Here is an 18,691-nt window from a genome sequence, read left to right on the forward strand (position 1 = left end):
CCACCGCGTTGGCGAGTCCGGCGTTGTTGACCAGTCCGTACAGCCGGGTGCCGTCGCCGGTGAGGGTGGCGGCCAGGGCCGCGGCGGAGTCGGGGTCGGTGACGTCGAGCGGGTGGTAGTCCGCGGTGATGCCGTCGGCGCGCAGTTCGGCGGCGGCCTGCTGTCCGGTGGTGGCGTCGAGTTCGGCGATGACGACGCGGTGGCCGTCGTTGCCGATCCGGCGGGGGGGCGCCCCCGCCCCCGCGCCGGCCCCGCCCGGGCCGCCCCCCCGAGCGCCCCCCCCCCCACGCCCTGTGCGGGCCGTGTCACCTGCGCCGCCACTCCTCGGCCAGCAGCTCGTAGGAGCGCACCCGGTCGGCGTGGCCGTGGGTGATGGTGGTGATGAGCAACTCGTCGGCGCCGGTGGCCTCTTGGAGTTGCTCCAACTGGTCGGCAACCCTGGCCGGGGAGCCGACGAACTGGGTGTCGATGCGGTCCTGGACAAGTGACCGGTCCGCGTCGGTCCAGAGGTGGGCGCGCGCTTCCTCCGGCGTCGGGAACTCGATGGCGCCCTCGGCCGTACGGATGCTGCGAACCCACGCGCCATAGCCGGTGGCGAGTTCGCGGGCGGTGCTGTCGTCCTCGGCGACGACGACGTCCGCGGAGACACTGACGTACGGCTTGTCGAGTACCTCGGACGGCTGGAACGCCGCCCGGTACCCGTCCGCCGCCTCCAGCACCGTCCCCGGGCTGACGTGGTAGTTCGCCGCGAACCGCAGGCCGTTGCGGCCCGCGACCTCGGCGCTCTCTCCCCCGCTGCTGCCCAGGATCCACACCTGTACGTCGGCGCCCTCGCCCGGCACGACGTGCGCCTCGACGCCGTCCGTGGAGCGGTAGGTGCCTGCCAACAGCGCGAGGATGTCGTCGATCTGCTCGCCGTAGTCCTGCGACTCGGCGTTCGGCTGCTTGAGCAGCTTGATCTGGAGGGCGACGCGGGGTGAGCCGAGCAGGTGCTCGAAGGAGGACCGCGGTGGGATCCGCAGCCCGTTCGGGGCAAGGCCGTCGACGACCGGCGTGGCCGTCGGCAGCGGCTCGACGGGCCCTCCCGGCGGGCGCCCGCCGGAACGGCCGAGCCCCAGATCGAGGCGACCGGGGTGCAGCGCGTCGAGCAGGCCGAACTCCTCGACCGTGGACAGGGCGGTGCGGTGACCGAGCTGTACGGCACCGGAGCCGAGCCTGATCGTGGAGGTCGCGGAGGCGGTCAGGGCGAGGACGACCGCAGGTGAGGTGCCGGCCACGCCCGGGTTCAGGTGATGCTCGGCGAACCAGTAACGGGCGTATCCGAACCGCTCCGCCCGCTGGGCAAGGTCGATGGAGTTGCGCAGCGCCTGGCTCGCGGTGGAGCCGGACGAGATCGGGACGAGGTCGAGGACGCCGAGGGGGATGTCGGACATGAGAACGGTGCTCCTCAGCGGTCGGCGGACGCGGGTACGGACGCGGGTACGGAGTCGCGTGCTGACGCGGGTGCAGGGTCGGGTGCGGAGTCGGGTGTTGGCGCGGGTACGGCCTCAGGTGCTGACGCGGGCTCAGATGCACTCGTGCCCGCAGACGGTTCCGCGAACACCGGGCCCCACGCGAACGGCGGATCAGGAATCTCCCGTCGCAGCACGGGCGCGATGTCGGACTGGAAGAGTTCGAGGGAGGTGCGGTGCTGCGCCCCGGTCAGCCCGCTCGCGTCGGCGTGCAGGTGCAGCACGGTGTGCCCGAACTGCTCGTGGTAGCGGTGCACTTTCTCGATCACCTGCTGGGGGCTGCCGATCAGCGCCGAGCTGCGCTCCACGAAGTCCTCCAGGGTGCGGAACACCGGCTCCAGACCCAGCCTCTTCTGGAACGCCAACTGCCCCTCGAAGACCGGCCGGTAGGCGGCGATCGCCTGCTGCGACGTACGGGCGGCGTGGTAGCCCGCCGTTCCGGCACCCACCGCGATCTGCGCCGGGTCGTGGCCGTAGTGCTCCCAGCGCTCCCGGTAGTAGCGGATCAACTCGGCATACGGCTCTATGGGGTTGGTGACATTCGCCGAGAACAGCGGATCACCGAAGCGGGCGGCGAGGTCCACCGACTCCTTGCTGGTCGCGCTGCCGTGCCAGACCCGGACGGGCTGCTGGAACGGCCGGGGCCACACCTCGGCCTCGTGCAGCTCGGGGCGGAAGCGGGTCGCGGCGGTCACCTTGTCCTGCCGCCAGATCTGCCGGAACACCTCATAGCCCTCGGCGTTGCGATCCCACTGGTCCTCGGGCGTGACGTGGAACAGCAGGCGCTGGGCGGTGCCGTTGCCCTTGCCGATGATCAACTCCAGCCGCCCGCCGGACAGATGATCCAGGGTCGCGTAGTCCTCGTACGCGCGCACCGGGTCGAGGAGGCTGAGCGTGGTGACCGCCGTGAACAGACGGATCCGGGAGGTGAGCGCCGCGATGTGGCTGAGTACGACGGGCGGCGAGGAGGAGATGAACGGCCGCTCGTGCCGCTCCCCCACGCCGAAGCCGTCGAAGCCCAACTCCTCGGCCAGCAGCGCGTTGTCGATGACCTCACGAAATCGCGCGTTGGTCGGTTTCCGCACGCCGGTCACCGGGTCCGGCGCGTGCACGATCAGGGTGACGGCGAGGAACTTCATGACGCGGCCCGTTCGGTTCGCGCGTCGCCCCCGGCGTCGGGGTGGGCCAGGCCCAGGTGGTCGCGCAAGGTGGCGCCCTCGTACTCCGTGCGGAAGACGCCGCGTTCCTGGAGCAGCGGGACGACGGTGTCGGCGAAACCGTCGAGGCCGCCCGGAGTGATGTGCGGGACAAGGATGAAGCCGTCGCTCGCGTCCGTCTGAACGAATTCGTTGATGGTCTCGGCGACGGTGGCAGGGGAACCGATGAACGACTGACGGTTGCCTGTCTCGATGACGAGGTCGCGGATGGACCAGTTGTTGGCGGCCGCACGCTCGCGCCACTCACGGGCGGTGGCCAATGGGTCGCGGTACATCCGCACCTGGGCGCGGCCCCGGGCGATGGTGTGCTCGCCCGGGTCCGGATCGATGTCGGGAAGTGGCCCTTCCGGGTCGTACGCGGACAGGTCACGGTTCCAGACGAACTCGAGGTGCTTGATGGCGGTGGCGCCGCTGACCTGCTGGCGCCGTACCTCGCGGGAGATCTCCTCCGCCTCGGCGTCCGTGTCACCGAGGACGAAGGTGGCCGCGGGCAGGATCAGGAGCTGATCGTGGGTGCGGCCGTGCCGGGCGAGGCGGCCCTTGACGTCCGTGTAGAACGCCTGGCCCTCCTTGAGCGTGCTGTACCGGCTGAAGATCGCGTCCGCTCCGGCGGCGGCGAACTCGCGTCCTTCGTCGGAGTCCCCGGCCTGGAAGATGACCGGGCGGCCCTGCGGGCTGCGGGGTACGTTGAACTGCCCCTCGATGTCGAAGTGCTGTCCCTTGTGCACGAAGGCTCCGGCCGTCGCGTCCCGCAGGAAGGTGCCGCTCGCCTGGTCGGCGACGATCTCGTCCCCGTGCCAGGAGTCGAACAGTTCGTTGGTGGTGGCCAGGAACTCCTTGGCCCGGGAGTACCGCTCCTCCTGTGGGAGGAAGCCGCCGCGGCGGAAGTTCTCGCCGGTGAAGGCGTCCCAGGAGGTGACGACGTTCCAGGCGGCGCGCCCGCCGGAGAGGTGGTCGAGGCTCGCGAACTGGCGGGCCACCTCGTAGGGCTCGTTGAACGTGGAGTTGATGGTGCCGGTCAGTCCGAGGTGTTCGGTGACGGCGGCGAGCGCGCTCAGGACCGTGAAGGTGTCGGGACGTCCGACCACGTCCAAGTCGTATATTTTGCCGCCCTGTTCGCGCAGTCGCAGGCCTTCGGCGAGAAACAGGAAGTCGAACTTGGCGCGTTCGGCGGTCCGCGCGAAGTGTGCGAACGAGGTGAACTCGATGTGGCTGCCGGCCTCGGGGTCGCTCCACACGGTGGTGTTGTTGACGCCGGGGAAGTGCGCCGCGAGGTGGATCTGCTTGAGCGGCTTGTCCGTTGACTTGCTCATGAGTGAAGTCCCTCCGGCTCAGGCGTGTGCGGCGGCGTAGCGGTTGGCGGGGCGGGCGAGCCCCAGCAGCCCGCGCAGGGTGTCGGCCTCGTAGGAGTGCCGGAAGGCGTCGCGGCGCTGGAGTTCGGGGACCAGGCCCCGGGTGATCGCCGGGAGGTCGTGCCCGGCGACGGCCGGCCGAAGCCGGAAGCCGGTCAGCCCGGACTGCTGCAACTCCTGGAGCAGATCGGCCAGTTGTACGGGGGTGCCGGTAAACACCCGTGCGTCGCTGGTGTACGGGTAACCGGCAAGGGCGTCGAGCCTCTCTCGCCGGTCCGCAGCGGCGGCGGGGTCCTTGTCCAGGAACACCACCAGGTCACCGAAGAGGTGCAACGGCTCCTCGGCGCGTCCGGCCGCTTCCTGTTCGGTGCGGACCGCGGCGACGATGGCGCGCGCCTGCGCGGAGTCGTGCGGAGTGACGTATCCGATGTCGGTGCTGCGTCCGAGCAGCCGGAAGGGCGCCCCCGTCGTGGACTCGTGGGCCAGTGCGGTGACCAGGGGCTGACCCTGCGGTGGGCGGGGTGTGATGGAGGGGCCCTTGACGCTGAAGTGCTTGCCCTCGAAGTCGATGTAGTGCAGTTTGTCGCGGTCGACGAACCGGCCGGTGGCGACGTCCCGGATCTCCACGTCGTCCTCCCAGCTGTCCCACAGCCGGCGCACCGCCTCGACGTAGTCGGCGGTCTCGTCGAAGAGGTCGACGATCAACTCCTGCAGGGCCGGAGTCTCCAGGTCTTCGACACGGAGCTTGGGGAACTCACGGCGTCCGAAGTGAGCGGCCTCGTGTCGTCGCGCGGACGCCTGCACCCGCACGCCGGCACGGCCGGTGCTCACATAGTCGAGGGTGGCGATGGCCTTGGATATGTGGAAGGGCTCCGAGTGGGTGGTCACCACGCTCGGCACCAGCCCTATGTGGCTGGTCAGCGGCGCAACGCGGGCGGCGATGAGGACGGCGTCGAGTCGGCCGCGTACCTGGTCGGTGCGTGGGTCCGGTTCGCTGAGGCGCGCGGACTGCAGGCCGAGGCCGTCCTCGATGGTCACGAAGTCGAGCAGGCCACGCTCGGCCTCGGTGACCAGGTCGGTCCAGTACGAGGCGGTGAACAGGTCGTGGGGGCGGGCCACCGGCTCGCGCCAGGCGGCGGGGTGCCAGCCCGCGCCGTCGAGGGCGACAGCCAGGTGCAGTGCGGAGGGAGAAGAGGAGGACGAGGGCAACGACGTTGACGAGGACACGAAAGGGGTGCCTTCCTGATCGACCGTGTGAGATCGCCGGGCCTCGGCTGGGAGGGTGCGGCGGCGGGGTGACAGGTCAGGGACGACAGAGCGCGCCGGCCACGCGCTGAAGGTCGATGTGCGGCCGGGAGTACAGGTGCACGCGGCGGCGCGGGGCGAGAACCAGGACACGGAGACGGGGCACGGTCTGCACGTCCGTCACCTCCGCCCTTCCGGCTCGGCGGGCTGGAGGCCGCCGGCATCGCGCTTGCGGAACCCGGGGCGGGCACCGCCTGGTCGTCACCTGGAGCACCCCGCCGCGGAGGAGGGTTGCCGGTCAGCAAGCCAGGGCTTGACGCTGACGCTCATAACCTGCTGGGGACGTTACGGGAGGCCACAGCGGTGCGCAATGGGCCGGGGATCATGGTCGTGATCACGCCGCCGCGCGTCCTCAGGAGGGTCAACCACTGGGCTGCGCAATCTGTTCCACGCCTCCCGTACGGCCTGAGGCACGCTGGATGACCACCTGATGAGACTGCGCCGGAGGCCTTCTTGACGACCTCACGGAGCGCACCGACACTGACGGGGACGGTCACGATTGTCAGCGCCCTTCGGGCAGGTTCACCCTGCCTGTGAGGTCATCGGCCCCGGCCCGCTGGCAGGCAACCCTTCCACCGCGACGGGGTGCCCCGGGTGACGACCCGGTTCCGCCGGTGCGGCGGGACAAGCGTGGTCTCGCGTCTCGCGAGCCCCGAGTGCGGGACAGGTGGGAATGGCCAACAGCGGTTTGACGAGACGCCTGCACATCGATCTGTTGCGTGTCTCCAGCGCCTACTAGTCCGAGCGATCCGGACCAGTACGTAGCGCAGTCACTCCGTTCCGCCGCGGTGCCCACAAGGTGGCCGTGGCCTCCTCGTCCCATGGAGAGTCATGTCCGAGACAATCTCGCACGCCTCAAACACCGGTACGTCCAGCACGTGTACGTCAACTCCGTGCGCACCCAGCTCACTTGACGCGGTCCCCCATCCCCGGATCGCCGCGATCCCGTCCGCCCGCCCACACCGATTCCGCAGCCGTATCGGAGTGGGTCTCGCCGGCGGCTTCTACCCTGCCCCGCACCGCTACGAGCTGTATCTGTCCGCGCGCTGTCCCCTCTCGCTACGGGTTTCCATCACGCACGGCCTGCTGGGTCTCAAGGACTCGGTCGCCATCACACGGCTGGCGCTCCCCGCCGACACCCCCGCCGCGTTCGCCTCCCTGCGCGGGGTGTACGAGGCCACCTGGCACCACTACGACGGTCCGCTGACCGCCCCCGCGCTGTGCGACCGGTGGAGCGGACGTGTCGTCAGCAACCACACGCCCGACATCCTGCGCGACCTCGGCGATCTCTTCCCCGACCGCGCCGGATCCTGCCGCTCCCCGCTCCGCCCGTCGGAACTCGCCGCGGACGTCGACGCCCTGCGCGACCTCCTCGACCGGGATGTCACACCGGGCGCGCCGCTACAGGAACGGTCGGCCGCTCTCGACCTGCTGAACCGTCAACTCACCGCCGGTCCCTATGCGTTGGGCAAGGAACTGACCGCCGCAGACGTGGACCTCTGGGTCGCCCTGGTCCAACTCGAAGCGGTCCAGGACCTGTCCTCGTACGCACTCCTCCAGGACTACGTGCGACGTCTCGACGCCCACCCGGCCTTCCACCGGCACCTGTGAGCAGGCGGCTTCGTCAGGTACGGGATTCCAGGGCGGCCCGGGTGTCGTCGCCGTAGACGCCCGTCTCGTCACCCCGGATCCCGTACCAGAGCTGGAAGCGGGCCACGGCCGCGGTGAGGGTGGGGTCGTACGTTCCGCTCGTGACGCCGCTGTCGTAGACATCCGGGATGTGGAGCAGCCGTTCCTGGAGTTCCGCCACCTCGGGGCCGTTGTCTCCCTCCCGGAGGATGCCGGTGCCGTCCGGGTCCGCGGCGCCGGAAGGCGCCTGAGCGACGGGTGCCGTGGCGGACGAGGCGGCCCCGGCCTGCGATCGGCTGTCTCCGCCGGGCAGCAGCATGGCCACGGCGAATCCGACCAGCGCGGCCGCCACGACAGCGGCGACGACGGCGGCTCGGCGCAGGCCCGTAGCGTGTCCGTACCCTTGCCCGGCTGCACGCCCCGGTCGGCGCCCCGGCTCCTGCCGGGTCGGCGCCGCGGGCTTCGCCTCCTCGTAGGCGGCATAGTTCTCGCCCACCAGAACGGGCGGCAACTCCTCCGTCTCACCCAGGTGCGCCGAGGACAATCTGACCGACTCGTAGTTTTCGTCCGGGCCGACGGCCTGCTGATCCTCTCGGAACTCCCTCACCAGTTCCGCCAGGGCCTCCGTGCGGCGGCGCTGCTGGACGTAGGTGGGTTCGAGCGCCGGGCGGCGCATGGGCTGCTCGCGTTCGGGCGGTGTCGACACACTGCTCTCCTTCCGTGCGCGCGGTCTCCCGCCATCCCCGTGGAGAGATACGGAGGCACGGGCACGGGAGTTCAACCGCTGCCTACCACCTCGGTAGTGGGCTGCTCGGGTGACGGCCGCTCCGCCGAACGGCCCCCACCCGCAGCCGTCGGCTCAGCAGTCGCGGAACTCGGGTGACTGGTTGAGGATCTGGGAGCGCAGCGAGGTGAACCGGGTGTGGGTCTCGCCGCCCTGTGCCTCGGGGCGGAAGACGGCGACGCGATGGCAGTTCATGAAGGCGAGGGTGACGCCGAAGTGCCTCTCCAGGCTGGACCGGATCGCGTCACTGGCCAGCGCCCGCAGCAGCTGCCCGCGCTCCTTCTCCGAGGGGGGCGGTGTGTGGTTGTCGGCGAACTCCTTTGCCCCCGAACCCAGTTCACCGACCAGACCGGCGATGAGGTCGTAGGCGTACGGCAGGGACGTACGGACGGTTTCCACGAAGTCCTGTTCGCGGACCTGACCGCGTTCGGCTTCGGCGAGCAGCTTCGGGGAGACGTCGAGTGACATGAAGAGGCAGTCCTGTCGCTAGCTGGTTCGAGTGATGCGCGGTGAGGCGTCGGCGGGCGGTGTACGACGGCGTGGTGGGCCGTGTACGACGGGTTTGGTGCGCCGTGTACGACGGGTTTGGTGCGCCGTAAGCCGCCGCGCCGTGGACCGCCGCGCCGTGGGGCGGGTCCTGGTACTTCTTCGCCCCGTTCAGGCGGGGTTCGACTCCAGGGCGGCGGGGCCGTGCCGGAAGCCGGGGTCGATCTGTGCGGAGAGGTCGCTGCCGGTGGCCCGGTCGGCCCATGCCGCGGCGTTGCGCAGGTGGAAGGCGACGGCGTGCTCCTGGAAGGCCGCCCAGTCCTTGGTCCGGGCGTCCAGGGCGGTCCGCAACTGGCTCAGAGCGTGGCGGTTGTGCGGCTCCAGGTCGCCCTGCGGGCGACCCTGTTCGCGTGCCCGCACCCAGGAGGAATGCCGAAAATACGTCAGGAGGTCGTCACCCACGTGCTCTTTGAGGAACAGTACGTCGTCCTCGCCGGTGACCTTGTTGCCGATCACCGCGACCGGGATCCCGAACTCCTCGGCGTGGTCGCGGTATTGGCGGTACACCGAGACGCCCTTGCGGGTCGGCTCGGCGACCAGGAAGGTCATGTCGAACCGGGTGAAGAGGCCGGAGGCGAAGGCATCCGCGCCTGCGGTCATGTCGACGACGACGTACTCCCCGGGTCCGTCGACCAGATGGTTGAGGTACATCTCGACGGCTCCGAGCTTGGAGTGGTAGCAGGCAACTCCGAGATCGCTCTCGTCGAACTCACCCGTGACCATCAGGGGAACGCCGTCCACGTCCTGGACGTGATGGGAGTGCACGGCGTCGTCACCGAGGAGCCTCAGCAGGCGCGACCCCCGGCCCGGTGGGGTGGTCTTGATCATGGCCTCGCGTGAGGCGATGCGCGGGTTGCCGCCGCGCAGGAAGTCCTTGATCTCGCCCAGCCGTGCGCTGAGGGGCGGCACGGTGAGGGATTCGTCGTCATCGAGGCCCAGGGCCTGGGCCAGGTGCTGGTTGATGTCGCCGTCGATGGCGACGAGGGGCGCTCCGGAGTGCGCGAGGTGGCGGGCGAAGAGGGCGGACAGTGTGGTCTTGCCGCTGCCGCCCTTCCCGACGAAGGCAGCGCGCACGTCAGCCCTCCGGACGCAGCAGCCCGCGCTCGTACGCCTTGGCGAGCCGCTGCGGTACGAGGTACGACGAGCCGTCGACGGTGACAGGGACGAGCTGCACCGGGGCGGCCTTCCACTGTGCGCGGCGGTGGCGGGTGTTGCTGCGGGACATCTTCCGCTTGGGAACGGCCATATCGATCTCCTGTGAGGGGTGGGCTGGCAGAGCTCACGCTATCTGAAAATGGATCCCATTACCAAGCCAACACCGCAGGACACGACGCTACGAGACACCGCTTCCGAGTCCCGTGCGGGCGGCCCGAGTTGACGGAAGGTTGACCAAATCGCAGGAGATCACTGACGTTCCCGTCTATATGGTCTCCGGCATGCCCCCACAACCTCCGAGAACGCCGGCTCTCCCGGTTCTCCCCTACCGGAAGCCCACCCGCGACCGGGACTACTGGGTGTTCGACGACGTACTGCCCGACGTGGACGCCGTCCGGGCCCGGTGCCTCGCCAAGGACGACTGGATCAAGGGCCATCCCTACACCTCGGAGAGCTGGCCCGGCCTGCGCACGATGCCCGGGCTCGAACCCGCGGAACTGTCCCGCGTGGAACGGCTGATCAAGAAGGCCACCGGGGCGCGGGAACTGTGGCTGCAGAGCACGCCCTCCGGGGGCACCCTCAACCACAACTGCATCCAGGTGGTGGGCCGGGGCGAGGGAGAGCCGCGTCCGCACACCGACTCCCGCTCACTGTGCCGCTACGCCGCGGTGCTCTATCTCAACCCCGCCGCCCCCAAGGACTGCGGCACCAGCTTCTACCGGCAGAGCCTGCCCGGCGGCAGACTGGGCGGCAACATGGTGGCCGCGCCGCACAACAACCTGATCGACGCACTGGGGACCCGTTTCGTCCCGCCGGACTCCTTCGTCGAGGACATCCGCGTTCCCCACCGGTACAACCGCCTGCTCGCCTACAACGCCAACCTGATACACAGCGCCAGCGGCTACTGCGGCTCCACCATCGAGGACAAGCGCATGACAGCGGTCTTCTTCTGGATGGCATGAACGCGACATAATGACGCGGCAGGCGAATTGGCCGGACCTGACTGAGGCACTGCCGAGCTGCGGCACGGGACGGGCATTGCGCTCGGAGCAGGCCGGGGCCGGCCACTTCCATTGCGAACAGGACGTTGACCTGCGCCGTCGCCGGGGTGCACTGAGCACGCGGCATGGCGCTGCCCTTATACAGGCGGGGCGAGCAGTGCCTCCGACTGGTGTGCGCGGCGCAGCGCGTCGGCGATGAACCCTTCGGCCTTCAGTTCCTCGACGAGATCGCGCAGGAAGCGGACGGTCTCGGGCCGTCGGGTGGGTGTCGTGCCCACCGCCTGCCTGATCTGCATGAACCGGCCCTCGATCAGGCGGAGTTCCGGGTGCGCGGCGACGTACTCGGTCAGCGGCTGACGAATCCCGGCAGCCACCTCGACGCCCTGGGCGCGGAAGGCGTCGACCCCGTCCTCACCGCGCACCACCGTCGCGTGCTCGAGCGTGCGGGAGAGAAAGAGGTCGTACGCGGAACCGCGCTGCACACCGACGCGTACGCCCGCACGGTCGACGTCGGCGACCGTGGTGAGGTCCGAGTGACGGGGCACGGCGTACACGCCGTCGATCACGACGTACGGCGCGGTGAAGGCGACCTCGGCCTCCCGTGCGGGTTCGATGGCCAGGAAGCACAGATCGGCCCGGCCCGTCCGCAGCGCGTCGAACGACTTCCGCGCCGCGTCGAAGCAGACGAGATCCACCGGCAGGTCCAGCCGGGCCCCGATCTCACGCGCGATGTCGACGCTCACGCCGGTCGGCGCTGCCGGGGTGCCCTGCGCGAGGACCGGATTGCCCAGGTTGATCGACGCCCGCAGCACGCGCCGGGGAGCCAGGTCCTGAGCGAGGGCCGCGGTCGGGATCGTCATGAGCGGATATTAGGACACGCTTCTTGACCACCGTCACGCACCCGCCCGGCAGGGTCATCACGCCGGGCGAGGACTGGTCCAGCGTCCTGAGATCCAGGCTCGGCTGACGGCCGAGGAGGCTGCCACACGTGAACGGCCCCGGTACTCACCTACAGGGTGAGTACCGGGGCCTTCCAGAGCCGTCGAGGCCCGGGACGCCGAGCGTCAGGCTCGGGTGCCCGTGGCGCGTCGGCGGCGGGTGACGACGGTGATCGCGGCACCGGCCGCGAGGAGGGCCGCGGCGCCGGCGGCGATCGGCAGGGTGTTGCCGCCACCGGTCTCCGCGAGGTCGCCGGGCGCCGGGGTGCCGCCGTTGGGCGACGGAGCGGCAGGCGTGGTCGACTCGGACTGCGACGGAGTCGCCGAAGCGGTCGACTCGGCGGGCTCCGGCTCGGTCGGCGTGGCCGGCGCCGAGGCGGACGGCGAGGAGGCGGCAGGTGTGGAAGCCGGGGGCGTCGAGGCCGGAGGCGTCTGCGGGGTGGTCGGCGGCTGCGTCGTGCAGTCCTTCGTGCCGCCGTTCCACGCCGCGATCAGCTTGTCCTTGATGACCGCGCGGTCCGGGCCCTTGGGCAGGTCACCGTGCTCGAAGCCGTCGTTCGCGTCGAACCGGCCGTCGAACTTGACGGCACCGCGGTAGAGGTCGACCTGCGCGAAGCAGCCGACGTCGGGCACCGCGATGTCGAGGGAGTCCGTGCCGCCCGGCTTGACCGTGACCGTGTCGAAGTCGTGGAAGACCTGCTCGCCGGAGGTGTTGAAGGTGGCGCCGTGGGCGAGGTACGAGGCGAGCGAGGCGGTGCAGGTGGCCGCGTCGCCGGCGGTACGGACCTTGATGTGGACCTTGCCGTCGTCGGTGGGCTTGAGGGTCTGGTCGTCGACACGGACCGAGTCGTAGAAGTTCGTCCCGTCCAGGGAGAACTGGCAGCGATCGGTCTCGGTCTTCGTACCCGCGCCCTTGCCGGGCTTGTAGTCGCTGCCGGTCTTGTCCCAGCCGTCGCCACCGGGGGTGCCGGTGGCCCAGGCGCCGGTCGTCGACGCCGAGAGGGCGAGCGCCACCGCGCCCGTCCCCAGCAGGCAGCGGAGGGTGACACGTCTCGCTATGGACATGCAGATCCCATCTTGATGTGCAGGACCCGGTCGACAGCAACACGGCAGCGCGAAGCAGCCTTGGGCCGCACCGGGGGTGAATGGTCGAGGAAACACTGGGCGCATTGGTCACATGGGCCACAGCTCACCCACATAGTCAATCAGGGCGTGGAGGCTGTCAACCTCGCTGAATGCACGAGGACTTCACGGCTCGTCACATATTGGGCACATGAGGAATTCTGCGGTCCGGAGCTTGGGCGCACGGGCCGGGGCGGGAAGAGCAAGGAGGTGAGAGCGCCCCACCCACCGAAGGTACTGAGTTCCCCATCGGGCGCACTGAGTGCCACCTCTCGGCTTCGGTGCTACCTTCCCGTTCATGAACGACGGACCCCCGCCTCTCCAGAACGCAGAGTCGCCGACCGTGAAGCCGCCCATGCGGGACGCCCTGGTCGCTGCCGCGTTCCAGCTCTTCCTCGAGCGCGGCTACGAGCAGACCACGGTCGACGACATCGTGGCGCTCGCCGGAGTCGGCCGACGGTCGTTCTTCCGCTATTTCCCCTCCAAGGAGGACGTGGTCTTCCCCGACCACGAGCGGTGCCTGGCGGACATGACGGCCTTCCTGAGCACCGGGTCCGACGAGGACGACCCGGTACAGCGGGTGTGCGACGCCGTCCGGCTCGTGCTGCGCATGTACGCCGAGAACCCGACGTTCTCCGTCCAGCGGTACCGCCTCACCAAGAAGGTTCCCGGGCTGCGCGCGTACGAACTGTCGGTCGTCTGGCGCTACGAACGGGCCATGGCCGAGTATCTCCACCGGCGCTTCGCCGGTCGGCGGGACGGCGCCCTGCGCGCCGACGTGGCGGCCGCCGCCGTGGCCGCCGCACACAACAACGCCCTGCGTTCCTGGCTGCGCGCGGACGGACGGGGCGACGCGAGCGCGGCGGTGGACCACGCACTCGGGTACGTACGCGCCGCCTTCGGCGGCCCGGGGGACGACTCGGCCACCGAGGGCCAGGAGGACGTGGTGGTCGTGATCTCCCGGCGGGGGGCGCCGATGTGGCGCGTCGTTCAGGAGATCGAGTCCACCCTCGGGCCGAACTGACCCAATACGAGGGTACCGAGTGCCTTTACTGGCGGCACTCAGTGTCATATTCTGTGGCTCGTGCCGGGGCGGACCCGAGCACCTCAGGTTCCGGCCGAGCGCAGGGAGACGACATCGTGTACCTCATCGCCGCGGGCATCGACTCGCCGCCGCACGGGACTCCGGCCCAGCACGCACTCCTCTTCCAGCGCTGTCACTGGTGCGGCACCGCGATGTACCAACGGCTCCTGTGCCCGGTCTGCGCGGGCAGCGACCTGCGATCGGAAGCCAGCACGGGCACGGGAGTTGTGCGCCATGCCAACGTGGTTCACCGCAACACCCCGGCGGCGCGGAACGTCTCCCTCGTCGAGCTTGCGGAGGGATTCACCGTCCAGGGCCGGGTGATGGGCCCGCCGGCCGCCGTTCACCGGGGAGACCGCGTCCAACTCGCCACCGCCAAGGATGCGATACGCAGGCAGCCGGTGTTCCAGATCGTCGACGGCCCCTGTCGCGGCTGGAGTTGAGAGCCCCGGACAGGCGGGCCGCCTGTCCGCACCGGAGCTGTCGGAACCGGTGGACGCCGGCCCCTGGTGCGGGGGTCAGCCGGCCGGGGTGATGCGGATCCCGACCGTCCCCCTCTCTCCGCGCCGCAGGCGACTGCCCAGGAGGGTGATGCGGCCGAGAATGCCGTACTTGCGGGTGAGCAGCCGGCGGTAGTGGGCGGTTTCGGCCGCGTCGAGGATCTCGGCCGTTGCCGGGACCTGGTCACCGGTCGGCCTGCCGCGCACGTCGCAGGGGCCGACCAGGACGTCTGCCCGGTTGCGGATCCGCTTCACCTTCCAGCTGTCCGCGGGCGTCCAGACACCGAGCGTCCGGCCGTCCCGCACCACCCACACCGGCGTCGCAACTCCCGTGCCGTTCTTGCGGTAGCTGGTGATGAGCACGTACTTGCCCGAACCGAGCGTGTCCAGCGAGGCCTCGTCCATGACGGAAGTCTAAGCAGAGGAACCCGGGAAACAGTCCGGCTCAGCAAGCGACGGCCTCAGGACAGCTGGCCGTCGTAGTCGGGCAGCTTGAAGGTCCGCTCGGCGTGACCGCCGACGAGGTCGGTGTCGTTGTTTCCGACGTTGGCGATGATCGTGTAGCCCAGGGACTCGATCTCCGCGCGCTTGCCGGTCTTGTACGCGCTGACCTCGGCGAACAGGTCCGGCAGATCGCGGACGTACAGGCCGTCGACCGGGTAGCCCACGGACGCCAGGTTCGACTGGGTCAGGCTGTAGATGATGCCCGGGCGGGCGCTCACGAAGAAGATGGCGGCTCCGCGCGACTTCGCGTACTCGGCGAGTGCCAGCGAGGCCTGGACCGCCGGGGTGGGCAGCTCGTACCAGGGGTGGAAGTCCGTCTCCAGCGTGGTGTTGTCGATGTCGAAGACGAGGGCGAGCTGCTGCCCGTCCGCGTGCGCGGTGCGCTCCTCGACGTAGGGCGTGGCCTGGTCGATGACGGCCTGGACGTCCTGCTGCCAGGTGGCGTAGTCGACGTCGGCCTCCGCCGCAGTGACGCTCGCCGTCACCTGGGCAGGGGCCGCGGCTGCGGTCCCCGCGACGGTGACCGACCCCCCTATTCCCAGCGCCACGACCACCGACACAGCGCCCATCCGGCGCCCCACACCGCGTGCTGTCATTCCTGTCCCCTTTTCACGTCGAAGCGGCGAGCGAGCCTCGCCCGTCACCGCTCCTGACATGATCACGTCTATTGGTGTACGCCGGGCAAAGCTGAAATTACTCTTCGGTAGAGCATCTCCCGGCCACTCGCCGGGCCATGACCTCCACCCTCCTGATGCGGGGTGGCACGCGCGCGCTTCACGTGTGAGCCTGGGCTCGCGGTCCGCGGGCCGCAGTGTCTGCACACGGAGAGAGGCTGCTCGGATGGACACACCGAACATAGTGATCGTCGGCGCCGGATTCGCCGGAGTCGAGACCGCGCGAGGACTGGAGCGAGCGCTCGCCCCCGGCGACGCCCGGATCACCCTGATCAGCCCGAATGACTACCAGCTCTACCTGCCACTGCTGCCGCACGTCGCCGCCGGTGTCGTCACGCCGCAGTCAGTGGCCCCCTCGCTGCGCCGGATGCTGCGCCGCACCGAGCTGGTGCCGGGCGGGGTGGTCGGCATCGACCCGGCGGCCAAGGTGTGCGTCGTACACAAGATCACCGGCGAGCTCGTCGACCTGCCGTACGACTACCTGGTGCTCACGCCGGGCAGTGTGACCCGCACCTTCGACATCCCCGGTCTCCTCGACGAGGCGCGCGGGATGAAGACGCTGGCCCAGGCCGTGTATCTGCGCGACCACGTGATCGCCCAGCTCGACCTCGCGGCGGCCACACCGGACGAGGACGAGCGGGCGGCGCGGCTTCAGTTCGTGGTGGTGGGTGGCGGTTACGCGGGCACGGAGACGGCAGCCTGCCTGCAGCGGCTCACGACCGCGGCGGCCAGGCGGTACCACCCGCGCCTGGACCCCACCCTGATCAAGTGGCACCTGATCGATGTCGCGCCCAAGCTGCTCCCGGAGCTCGGCGACAAGCTGGGTTCGAGCGCGCTGCGCCTGCTGAGCGGGCGTGGGGTGCAGATCTCCCTGGAGACCTCCGTCGCCTCCGTCACCGAGGACAAGATCACCCTCACCGACGGACGGGTGCTGCCCTCTCGGACGCTGGTGTGGACGGCCGGTGTCGCGGCGAGCCCGCTCGTCGACTCGCTGGGCGCCGAGACCGTACGCGGGCGGATCGTCACCGAGGCCGACTTCCGGGTGCCCAACCTGGACGGGGTGTTCGCGCTCGGGGACGCCGCCGCCGTGCCCGACCTGGCCAAGGGCGACGGCTCCTACTGTGTGCCGACCGCCCAGCACGCGGCCCGGCAGGGCCGGCACGCGGCGAAGGTCCTCAAGGCGCTGCTGAGCGGGTTGCCCGTCACGCCGTACAAGCACAAGGACCTCGGTCTCGTCGTCGACCTCGGCGGTCACGACGCGGTGTCCAAGCCGCTCGGTGTCGGCCTCAAGGGTGTGCCCGCTCAGGTCGTGGCCCGCGGCTACCACCTGTACGCGCTGCGCACCGGCGCGGCCCGCTTCCGTACCGGCGCCAACTGGCTCCTCCACGCGGTCGCGGGCGACGACTTCGTCCGCACCGGCTTCCTTGCGGACCGTAAGGGAACACTGCGGGACTTCGAGCACACCGATGTGTATCTGACTCCCGAAGAGGTGGCCGCCCGAACTCGGGCCTGACACAAGGTTCTTGACGGGCGGGGTGAAGCCGTGAACGCCCGGACGTGGCCGCACGTATGAAGGGAGGGCTCTCGACCGGAGCCCCCGGCGGCGGTGAACGCCGGTGGTGTTCGGCTTCGGGAGCCCATGGATGAGGCACGCACGACGACGGATCGTCCAACGGGGGGCGCGGATCGCGGCCGTCGGGGGGCTGCTCTGCGGGGGCCTGATGGTGACGCGCGCGATGGCGAGCGAACCGTCCGGCACGTCGCGTGCCACGGAGAGTTCGGCCCAGGCCGCCGCGGACACGGGGGCCGAACTGGTCTCCACCCTGGGCACCTCCCGTACGGCGGGGAGCTGGATCGCCTCCGACGGGCAACCGGTCGTCGCGGTGACCGATACGGACGCGGCGGCCGAGGTGACGAAGGCGGGTGCCCGCCCCAAGGTCGTGGATCACAGCATGCAGGACCTCAAGTCCGCCACGCAGACACTGAGTTCGGCGCCCCGGGTCACAGGCACCGCCTGGGCCGTCGACTACACGAACAACGAGGTGGTGGTGCGGGCCGACAGCACGGTGTCCGCCTCCGACTGGTCGCGTATGACGTCCCTGGCCGAGGGCATCGGTGACTCCGTGCGCATGGAGCGGACCGAGGGTACGTTCACCACTCGGCTGAACGGCGCCGACCCCCTTCTCTCGACCGGTGGCCGCTGTTCGGCGGGCTTCAACGTGACCGACGCACAAGGTGAGTTCATCCTCACGGCCGGGCACTGCGGACCGGCCGGATCCCTGTGGTTCGCCGACAACCAGGGCACCCAGCAGGTCGGACAGACGATCACCACGTCCTTTCCCGGCGACGACTACTCCCTCGTTCAGTACGCCGACGGGCAAGCACCGCAGGGCGACAACATCGTGGCCATCGGCGGCGGAAAGGGCGTACGCATCACGGGCGTCGCCGATCCGGCCGTCGGCCAGCGGGTCTTCCGCAGCGGCAGCACCAGCGGACTGCGCGACGGCCAGGTCACGGCGTTGAACGCGACGGTGAACTACCCGGAGGGCACTGTCTCGGGGCTCATCGAGACCACCGTGTGCGCCGAACCGGGCGACAGCGGCGGCCCGTTGTTCTCGGAGGGCATCGCGCTCGGTGTGACTTCGGGCGGCAACGGCGACTGCACCACGGGCGGTACGACGTTCTTCCAGCCGGTCACCACGGCGCTGACGGAACTCGGTGTGACCCTGACGGGACAGTCGGAGGCCTCCGGCAGTCCCACGGCGCAGGCGTCCGCCCCTCCGTCCGCGGCGGCCCCGCAGGGCGCGGCGGCCGCGCCGGGCTCCGCCGCGCCAGGTTCTGTCGAGTCGGTCGGCGCGGCCGCCGCCGAGACGCTCATCACACGCCTCACGGATCCCAGGAACATAGGCCCGGGGCTCCTGGTCATCGCGGGAAGTATCGTCGCGCTGGTGGCGACCCGCTATATCCGCTCTGAGCAGGACCGCAGTCGCTATCGGCAGCAGTACTCACAGAGTTGGGGGTGAGACCCGGCTCACAGGGGATGGCGGGCGGTTCGCGGCGCGCGGGCCGAATCGCGGCTCATGCGGGACGGCCGACGATTCGCAGTGCGCGTTGTCGATGCCCGGCTCACACGGGACAGTGGGGGCAGGACGGCGGCTGATACCCGGCTCGTCACGCGGCCCGGATGGGCGAGTGCGGGGCCGCTTCCGACCACTCCAGGACGAGCCGCTGATACTCCCGCCGCTCGTCCATGCTCAGCGTCCCGCCGGTACGGAACCAGAGGGCTCGGATCTCCTCATTGACCTCGGTGGCGGACCGCTCGGAAGCGGGTTCAGGAGTGGTGGACATGGTGTGAAGCATACGGACCTT

At 70.1% G+C, this 18,691-nt stretch carries 22 protein-coding genes and 2 riboswitches; of the genes, 7 read left to right on the forward strand and 15 right to left on the reverse strand.

What is annotated here, in order from left to right; genetic code table 11:
• The 6 genes from ACFYPC_RS29425 to ACFYPC_RS29450 all read right to left on the reverse strand — a co-directional run.
• On the reverse strand, window positions 1-217 hold a 217-nt coding region (locus tag ACFYPC_RS29425; RefSeq protein ID WP_391889085.1), incomplete at its 3' end, for an SDR family NAD(P)-dependent oxidoreductase.
• A gap of 88 nt (window positions 218-305) precedes the next feature.
• Window positions 306-1,433 carry an LLM class flavin-dependent oxidoreductase gene (locus tag ACFYPC_RS29430; RefSeq protein ID WP_388682277.1) on the reverse strand — a complete coding sequence of 376 codons (1,128 nt, stop codon included), beginning with the start codon at window positions 1,431-1,433 and terminating at the stop codon, window positions 306-308.
• A gap of 14 nt (window positions 1,434-1,447) precedes the next feature.
• Window positions 1,448-2,650 carry an LLM class flavin-dependent oxidoreductase gene (locus ACFYPC_RS29435; RefSeq protein ID WP_388682279.1) on the reverse strand — a complete coding sequence of 401 codons (1,203 nt, stop codon included), beginning with the start codon at window positions 2,648-2,650 and terminating at the stop codon, window positions 1,448-1,450.
• Entirely contained in the window at window positions 2,647-4,041 is a 1,395-nt protein-coding gene (locus tag ACFYPC_RS29440) for an NtaA/DmoA family FMN-dependent monooxygenase (protein WP_388682281.1), read from the reverse strand. The genes ACFYPC_RS29435 and ACFYPC_RS29440 overlap by 4 nt, the downstream gene beginning before the upstream one ends.
• An 18-nt stretch (window positions 4,042-4,059) precedes the next feature.
• The gene (locus ACFYPC_RS29445; RefSeq protein WP_388682284.1) at window positions 4,060-5,307 is read right to left on the reverse strand and encodes an LLM class flavin-dependent oxidoreductase; all 1,248 of its coding nucleotides are present in this window, start codon (window positions 5,305-5,307) and stop codon (window positions 4,060-4,062) included.
• A gap of 76 nt (window positions 5,308-5,383) precedes the next feature.
• Window positions 5,384-5,500, reverse strand: a complete 117-nt coding sequence (locus ACFYPC_RS29450) for a putative leader peptide (protein ID WP_388682287.1) — start codon at window positions 5,498-5,500, stop codon at window positions 5,384-5,386.
• 45 nt (window positions 5,501-5,545) lie between these two features.
• Window positions 5,546-5,659, reverse strand: a riboswitch (SAM riboswitch).
• 217 nt (window positions 5,660-5,876) lie between these two features.
• A riboswitch (SAM riboswitch) is annotated at window positions 5,877-6,022 on the forward strand.
• A gap of 36 nt (window positions 6,023-6,058) precedes the next feature.
• Here ACFYPC_RS29450 and ACFYPC_RS29455 point away from each other — a divergent pair.
• A complete protein-coding gene (locus ACFYPC_RS29455; protein WP_365443830.1) occupies window positions 6,059-6,124 on the forward strand; it encodes a putative leader peptide in 66 nt (21 codons plus the stop codon).
• A gap of 92 nt (window positions 6,125-6,216) precedes the next feature.
• Window positions 6,217-6,996: a glutathione S-transferase family protein gene (locus tag ACFYPC_RS29460; protein WP_388682289.1), complete on the forward strand. Its 780-nt coding sequence runs from the start codon at window positions 6,217-6,219 to the stop codon at window positions 6,994-6,996.
• A gap of 13 nt (window positions 6,997-7,009) precedes the next feature.
• Here ACFYPC_RS29460 and ACFYPC_RS29465 read toward each other — a convergent pair whose 3' ends face one another.
• From ACFYPC_RS29465 to rpmF, 4 genes are all read right to left on the reverse strand, one after another.
• A complete protein-coding gene (locus tag ACFYPC_RS29465; RefSeq protein ID WP_388682292.1) occupies window positions 7,010-7,720 on the reverse strand; it encodes a peptidoglycan-binding protein in 711 nt (236 codons plus the stop codon).
• Window positions 7,721-7,873: 153 nt separating this feature from the next.
• Window positions 7,874-8,266: an SCO5389 family protein gene (locus tag ACFYPC_RS29470; RefSeq protein ID WP_388682294.1), complete on the reverse strand. Its 393-nt coding sequence runs from the start codon at window positions 8,264-8,266 to the stop codon at window positions 7,874-7,876.
• A 189-nt stretch (window positions 8,267-8,455) separates the two neighbouring features.
• Window positions 8,456-9,418: an ATP-binding protein gene (locus ACFYPC_RS29475; RefSeq protein WP_388682297.1), complete on the reverse strand. Its 963-nt coding sequence runs from the start codon at window positions 9,416-9,418 to the stop codon at window positions 8,456-8,458.
• A gap of 1 nt (window position 9,419) precedes the next feature.
• Window positions 9,420-9,590: a 50S ribosomal protein L32 gene (gene rpmF, locus ACFYPC_RS29480; RefSeq protein ID WP_365443787.1), complete on the reverse strand. Its 171-nt coding sequence runs from the start codon at window positions 9,588-9,590 to the stop codon at window positions 9,420-9,422.
• A gap of 190 nt (window positions 9,591-9,780) precedes the next feature.
• Between rpmF and ACFYPC_RS29485 the strand changes: the two genes are divergently transcribed.
• On the forward strand, window positions 9,781-10,461 hold the full coding sequence (locus tag ACFYPC_RS29485) for a DUF6445 family protein (RefSeq protein ID WP_388682300.1): 681 nt from the start codon (window positions 9,781-9,783) through the stop codon (window positions 10,459-10,461).
• A gap of 176 nt (window positions 10,462-10,637) precedes the next feature.
• On the opposite strand, the gene ACFYPC_RS29490 is transcribed toward ACFYPC_RS29485, so the two are convergent.
• Together ACFYPC_RS29490 and ACFYPC_RS29495 are read right to left on the reverse strand one after the other, a co-directional pair.
• A complete protein-coding gene (locus ACFYPC_RS29490; protein WP_388682309.1) occupies window positions 10,638-11,360 on the reverse strand; it encodes a transporter substrate-binding domain-containing protein in 723 nt (240 codons plus the stop codon).
• A gap of 204 nt (window positions 11,361-11,564) precedes the next feature.
• Window positions 11,565-12,503, reverse strand: a complete 939-nt coding sequence (locus ACFYPC_RS29495; RefSeq protein ID WP_391888677.1) for an LAETG motif-containing sortase-dependent surface protein — start codon at window positions 12,501-12,503, stop codon at window positions 11,565-11,567.
• Between the two features lie 412 nt (window positions 12,504-12,915).
• Here ACFYPC_RS29495 and ACFYPC_RS29500 point away from each other — a divergent pair, with 412 nt between their 5' ends.
• Both ACFYPC_RS29500 and ACFYPC_RS29505 read left to right on the forward strand, forming a co-directional pair.
• On the forward strand, window positions 12,916-13,584 hold the full coding sequence (locus ACFYPC_RS29500; protein WP_391889088.1) for a TetR family transcriptional regulator: 669 nt from the start codon (window positions 12,916-12,918) through the stop codon (window positions 13,582-13,584).
• 116 nt (window positions 13,585-13,700) lie between these two features.
• On the forward strand, window positions 13,701-14,087 hold the full coding sequence (locus tag ACFYPC_RS29505) for a Zn-ribbon domain-containing OB-fold protein (protein WP_391888680.1): 387 nt from the start codon (window positions 13,701-13,703) through the stop codon (window positions 14,085-14,087).
• A 75-nt stretch (window positions 14,088-14,162) separates the two neighbouring features.
• Here ACFYPC_RS29505 and ACFYPC_RS29510 read toward each other — a convergent pair whose 3' ends face one another.
• Both ACFYPC_RS29510 and ACFYPC_RS29515 read right to left on the reverse strand, forming a co-directional pair.
• Window positions 14,163-14,549, reverse strand: coding sequence for a PPOX class F420-dependent oxidoreductase (locus ACFYPC_RS29510; RefSeq protein ID WP_391888683.1), 387 nt, complete (start codon window positions 14,547-14,549; stop codon window positions 14,163-14,165).
• Window positions 14,550-14,605: 56 nt separating this feature from the next.
• Entirely contained in the window at window positions 14,606-15,244 is a 639-nt protein-coding gene (locus tag ACFYPC_RS29515; RefSeq protein WP_391888686.1) for an HAD family acid phosphatase, read from the reverse strand.
• Between the two features lie 244 nt (window positions 15,245-15,488).
• Here ACFYPC_RS29515 and ACFYPC_RS29520 point away from each other — a divergent pair, with 244 nt between their 5' ends.
• Together ACFYPC_RS29520 and ACFYPC_RS29525 are read left to right on the forward strand one after the other, a co-directional pair.
• Entirely contained in the window at window positions 15,489-16,835 is a 1,347-nt protein-coding gene (locus ACFYPC_RS29520) for an NAD(P)/FAD-dependent oxidoreductase (protein ID WP_391888688.1), read from the forward strand.
• Window positions 16,836-16,965: 130 nt separating this feature from the next.
• Complete coding sequence (locus ACFYPC_RS29525) at window positions 16,966-18,345, forward strand: S1 family peptidase (protein WP_391888691.1); 1,380 nt, start codon at window positions 16,966-16,968, stop codon at window positions 18,343-18,345.
• Window positions 18,346-18,493: 148 nt separating this feature from the next.
• Here the strand turns inward: ACFYPC_RS29525 and ACFYPC_RS29530 are convergent, their stop codons facing one another.
• Window positions 18,494-18,682 (reverse strand): hypothetical protein, encoded by a 189-nt coding sequence (locus tag ACFYPC_RS29530; RefSeq protein WP_391888693.1) that lies wholly within the window; start codon window positions 18,680-18,682, stop codon window positions 18,494-18,496.
• Between the last annotated feature and the right edge of the window lie 9 nt (window positions 18,683-18,691).

This window comes from Streptomyces sp. NPDC005808 (assembly GCF_042871385.1).
Lineage (GTDB): Bacteria > Actinomycetota > Actinomycetes > Streptomycetales > Streptomycetaceae > Streptomyces.

Coding starts and splice junctions, on each gene's coding strand:
- ACFYPC_RS29485 (WP_388682300.1), top strand. CDS start 9,781: ATGCCCCCACAACCTCCGAGAACGCCGGCTCTCCCGGTTCTCCCCTAC.
- rpmF (WP_365443787.1), bottom strand. CDS start 9,590: ATGGCCGTTCCCAAGCGGAAGATGTCCCGCAGCAACACCCGCCACCGC.
- ACFYPC_RS29520 (WP_391888688.1), top strand. CDS start 15,489: ATGGACACACCGAACATAGTGATCGTCGGCGCCGGATTCGCCGGAGTC.
- ACFYPC_RS29515 (WP_391888686.1), bottom strand. CDS start 15,244: ATGACAGCACGCGGTGTGGGGCGCCGGATGGGCGCTGTGTCGGTGGTC.
- ACFYPC_RS29460 (WP_388682289.1), top strand. CDS start 6,217: ATGTCCGAGACAATCTCGCACGCCTCAAACACCGGTACGTCCAGCACG.
- ACFYPC_RS29510 (WP_391888683.1), bottom strand. CDS start 14,549: ATGGACGAGGCCTCGCTGGACACGCTCGGTTCGGGCAAGTACGTGCTC.
- ACFYPC_RS29435 (WP_388682279.1), bottom strand. CDS start 2,650: ATGAAGTTCCTCGCCGTCACCCTGATCGTGCACGCGCCGGACCCGGTG.
- ACFYPC_RS29495 (WP_391888677.1), bottom strand. CDS start 12,503: ATGTCCATAGCGAGACGTGTCACCCTCCGCTGCCTGCTGGGGACGGGC.
- ACFYPC_RS29490 (WP_388682309.1), bottom strand. CDS start 11,360: ATGACGATCCCGACCGCGGCCCTCGCTCAGGACCTGGCTCCCCGGCGC.
- ACFYPC_RS29500 (WP_391889088.1), top strand. CDS start 12,916: ATGCGGGACGCCCTGGTCGCTGCCGCGTTCCAGCTCTTCCTCGAGCGC.
- ACFYPC_RS29470 (WP_388682294.1), bottom strand. CDS start 8,266: ATGTCACTCGACGTCTCCCCGAAGCTGCTCGCCGAAGCCGAACGCGGT.
- ACFYPC_RS29440 (WP_388682281.1), bottom strand. CDS start 4,041: ATGAGCAAGTCAACGGACAAGCCGCTCAAGCAGATCCACCTCGCGGCG.
- ACFYPC_RS29525 (WP_391888691.1), top strand. CDS start 16,966: ATGAGGCACGCACGACGACGGATCGTCCAACGGGGGGCGCGGATCGCG.
- ACFYPC_RS29430 (WP_388682277.1), bottom strand. CDS start 1,433: ATGTCCGACATCCCCCTCGGCGTCCTCGACCTCGTCCCGATCTCGTCC.
- ACFYPC_RS29530 (WP_391888693.1), bottom strand. CDS start 18,682: ATGCTTCACACCATGTCCACCACTCCTGAACCCGCTTCCGAGCGGTCC.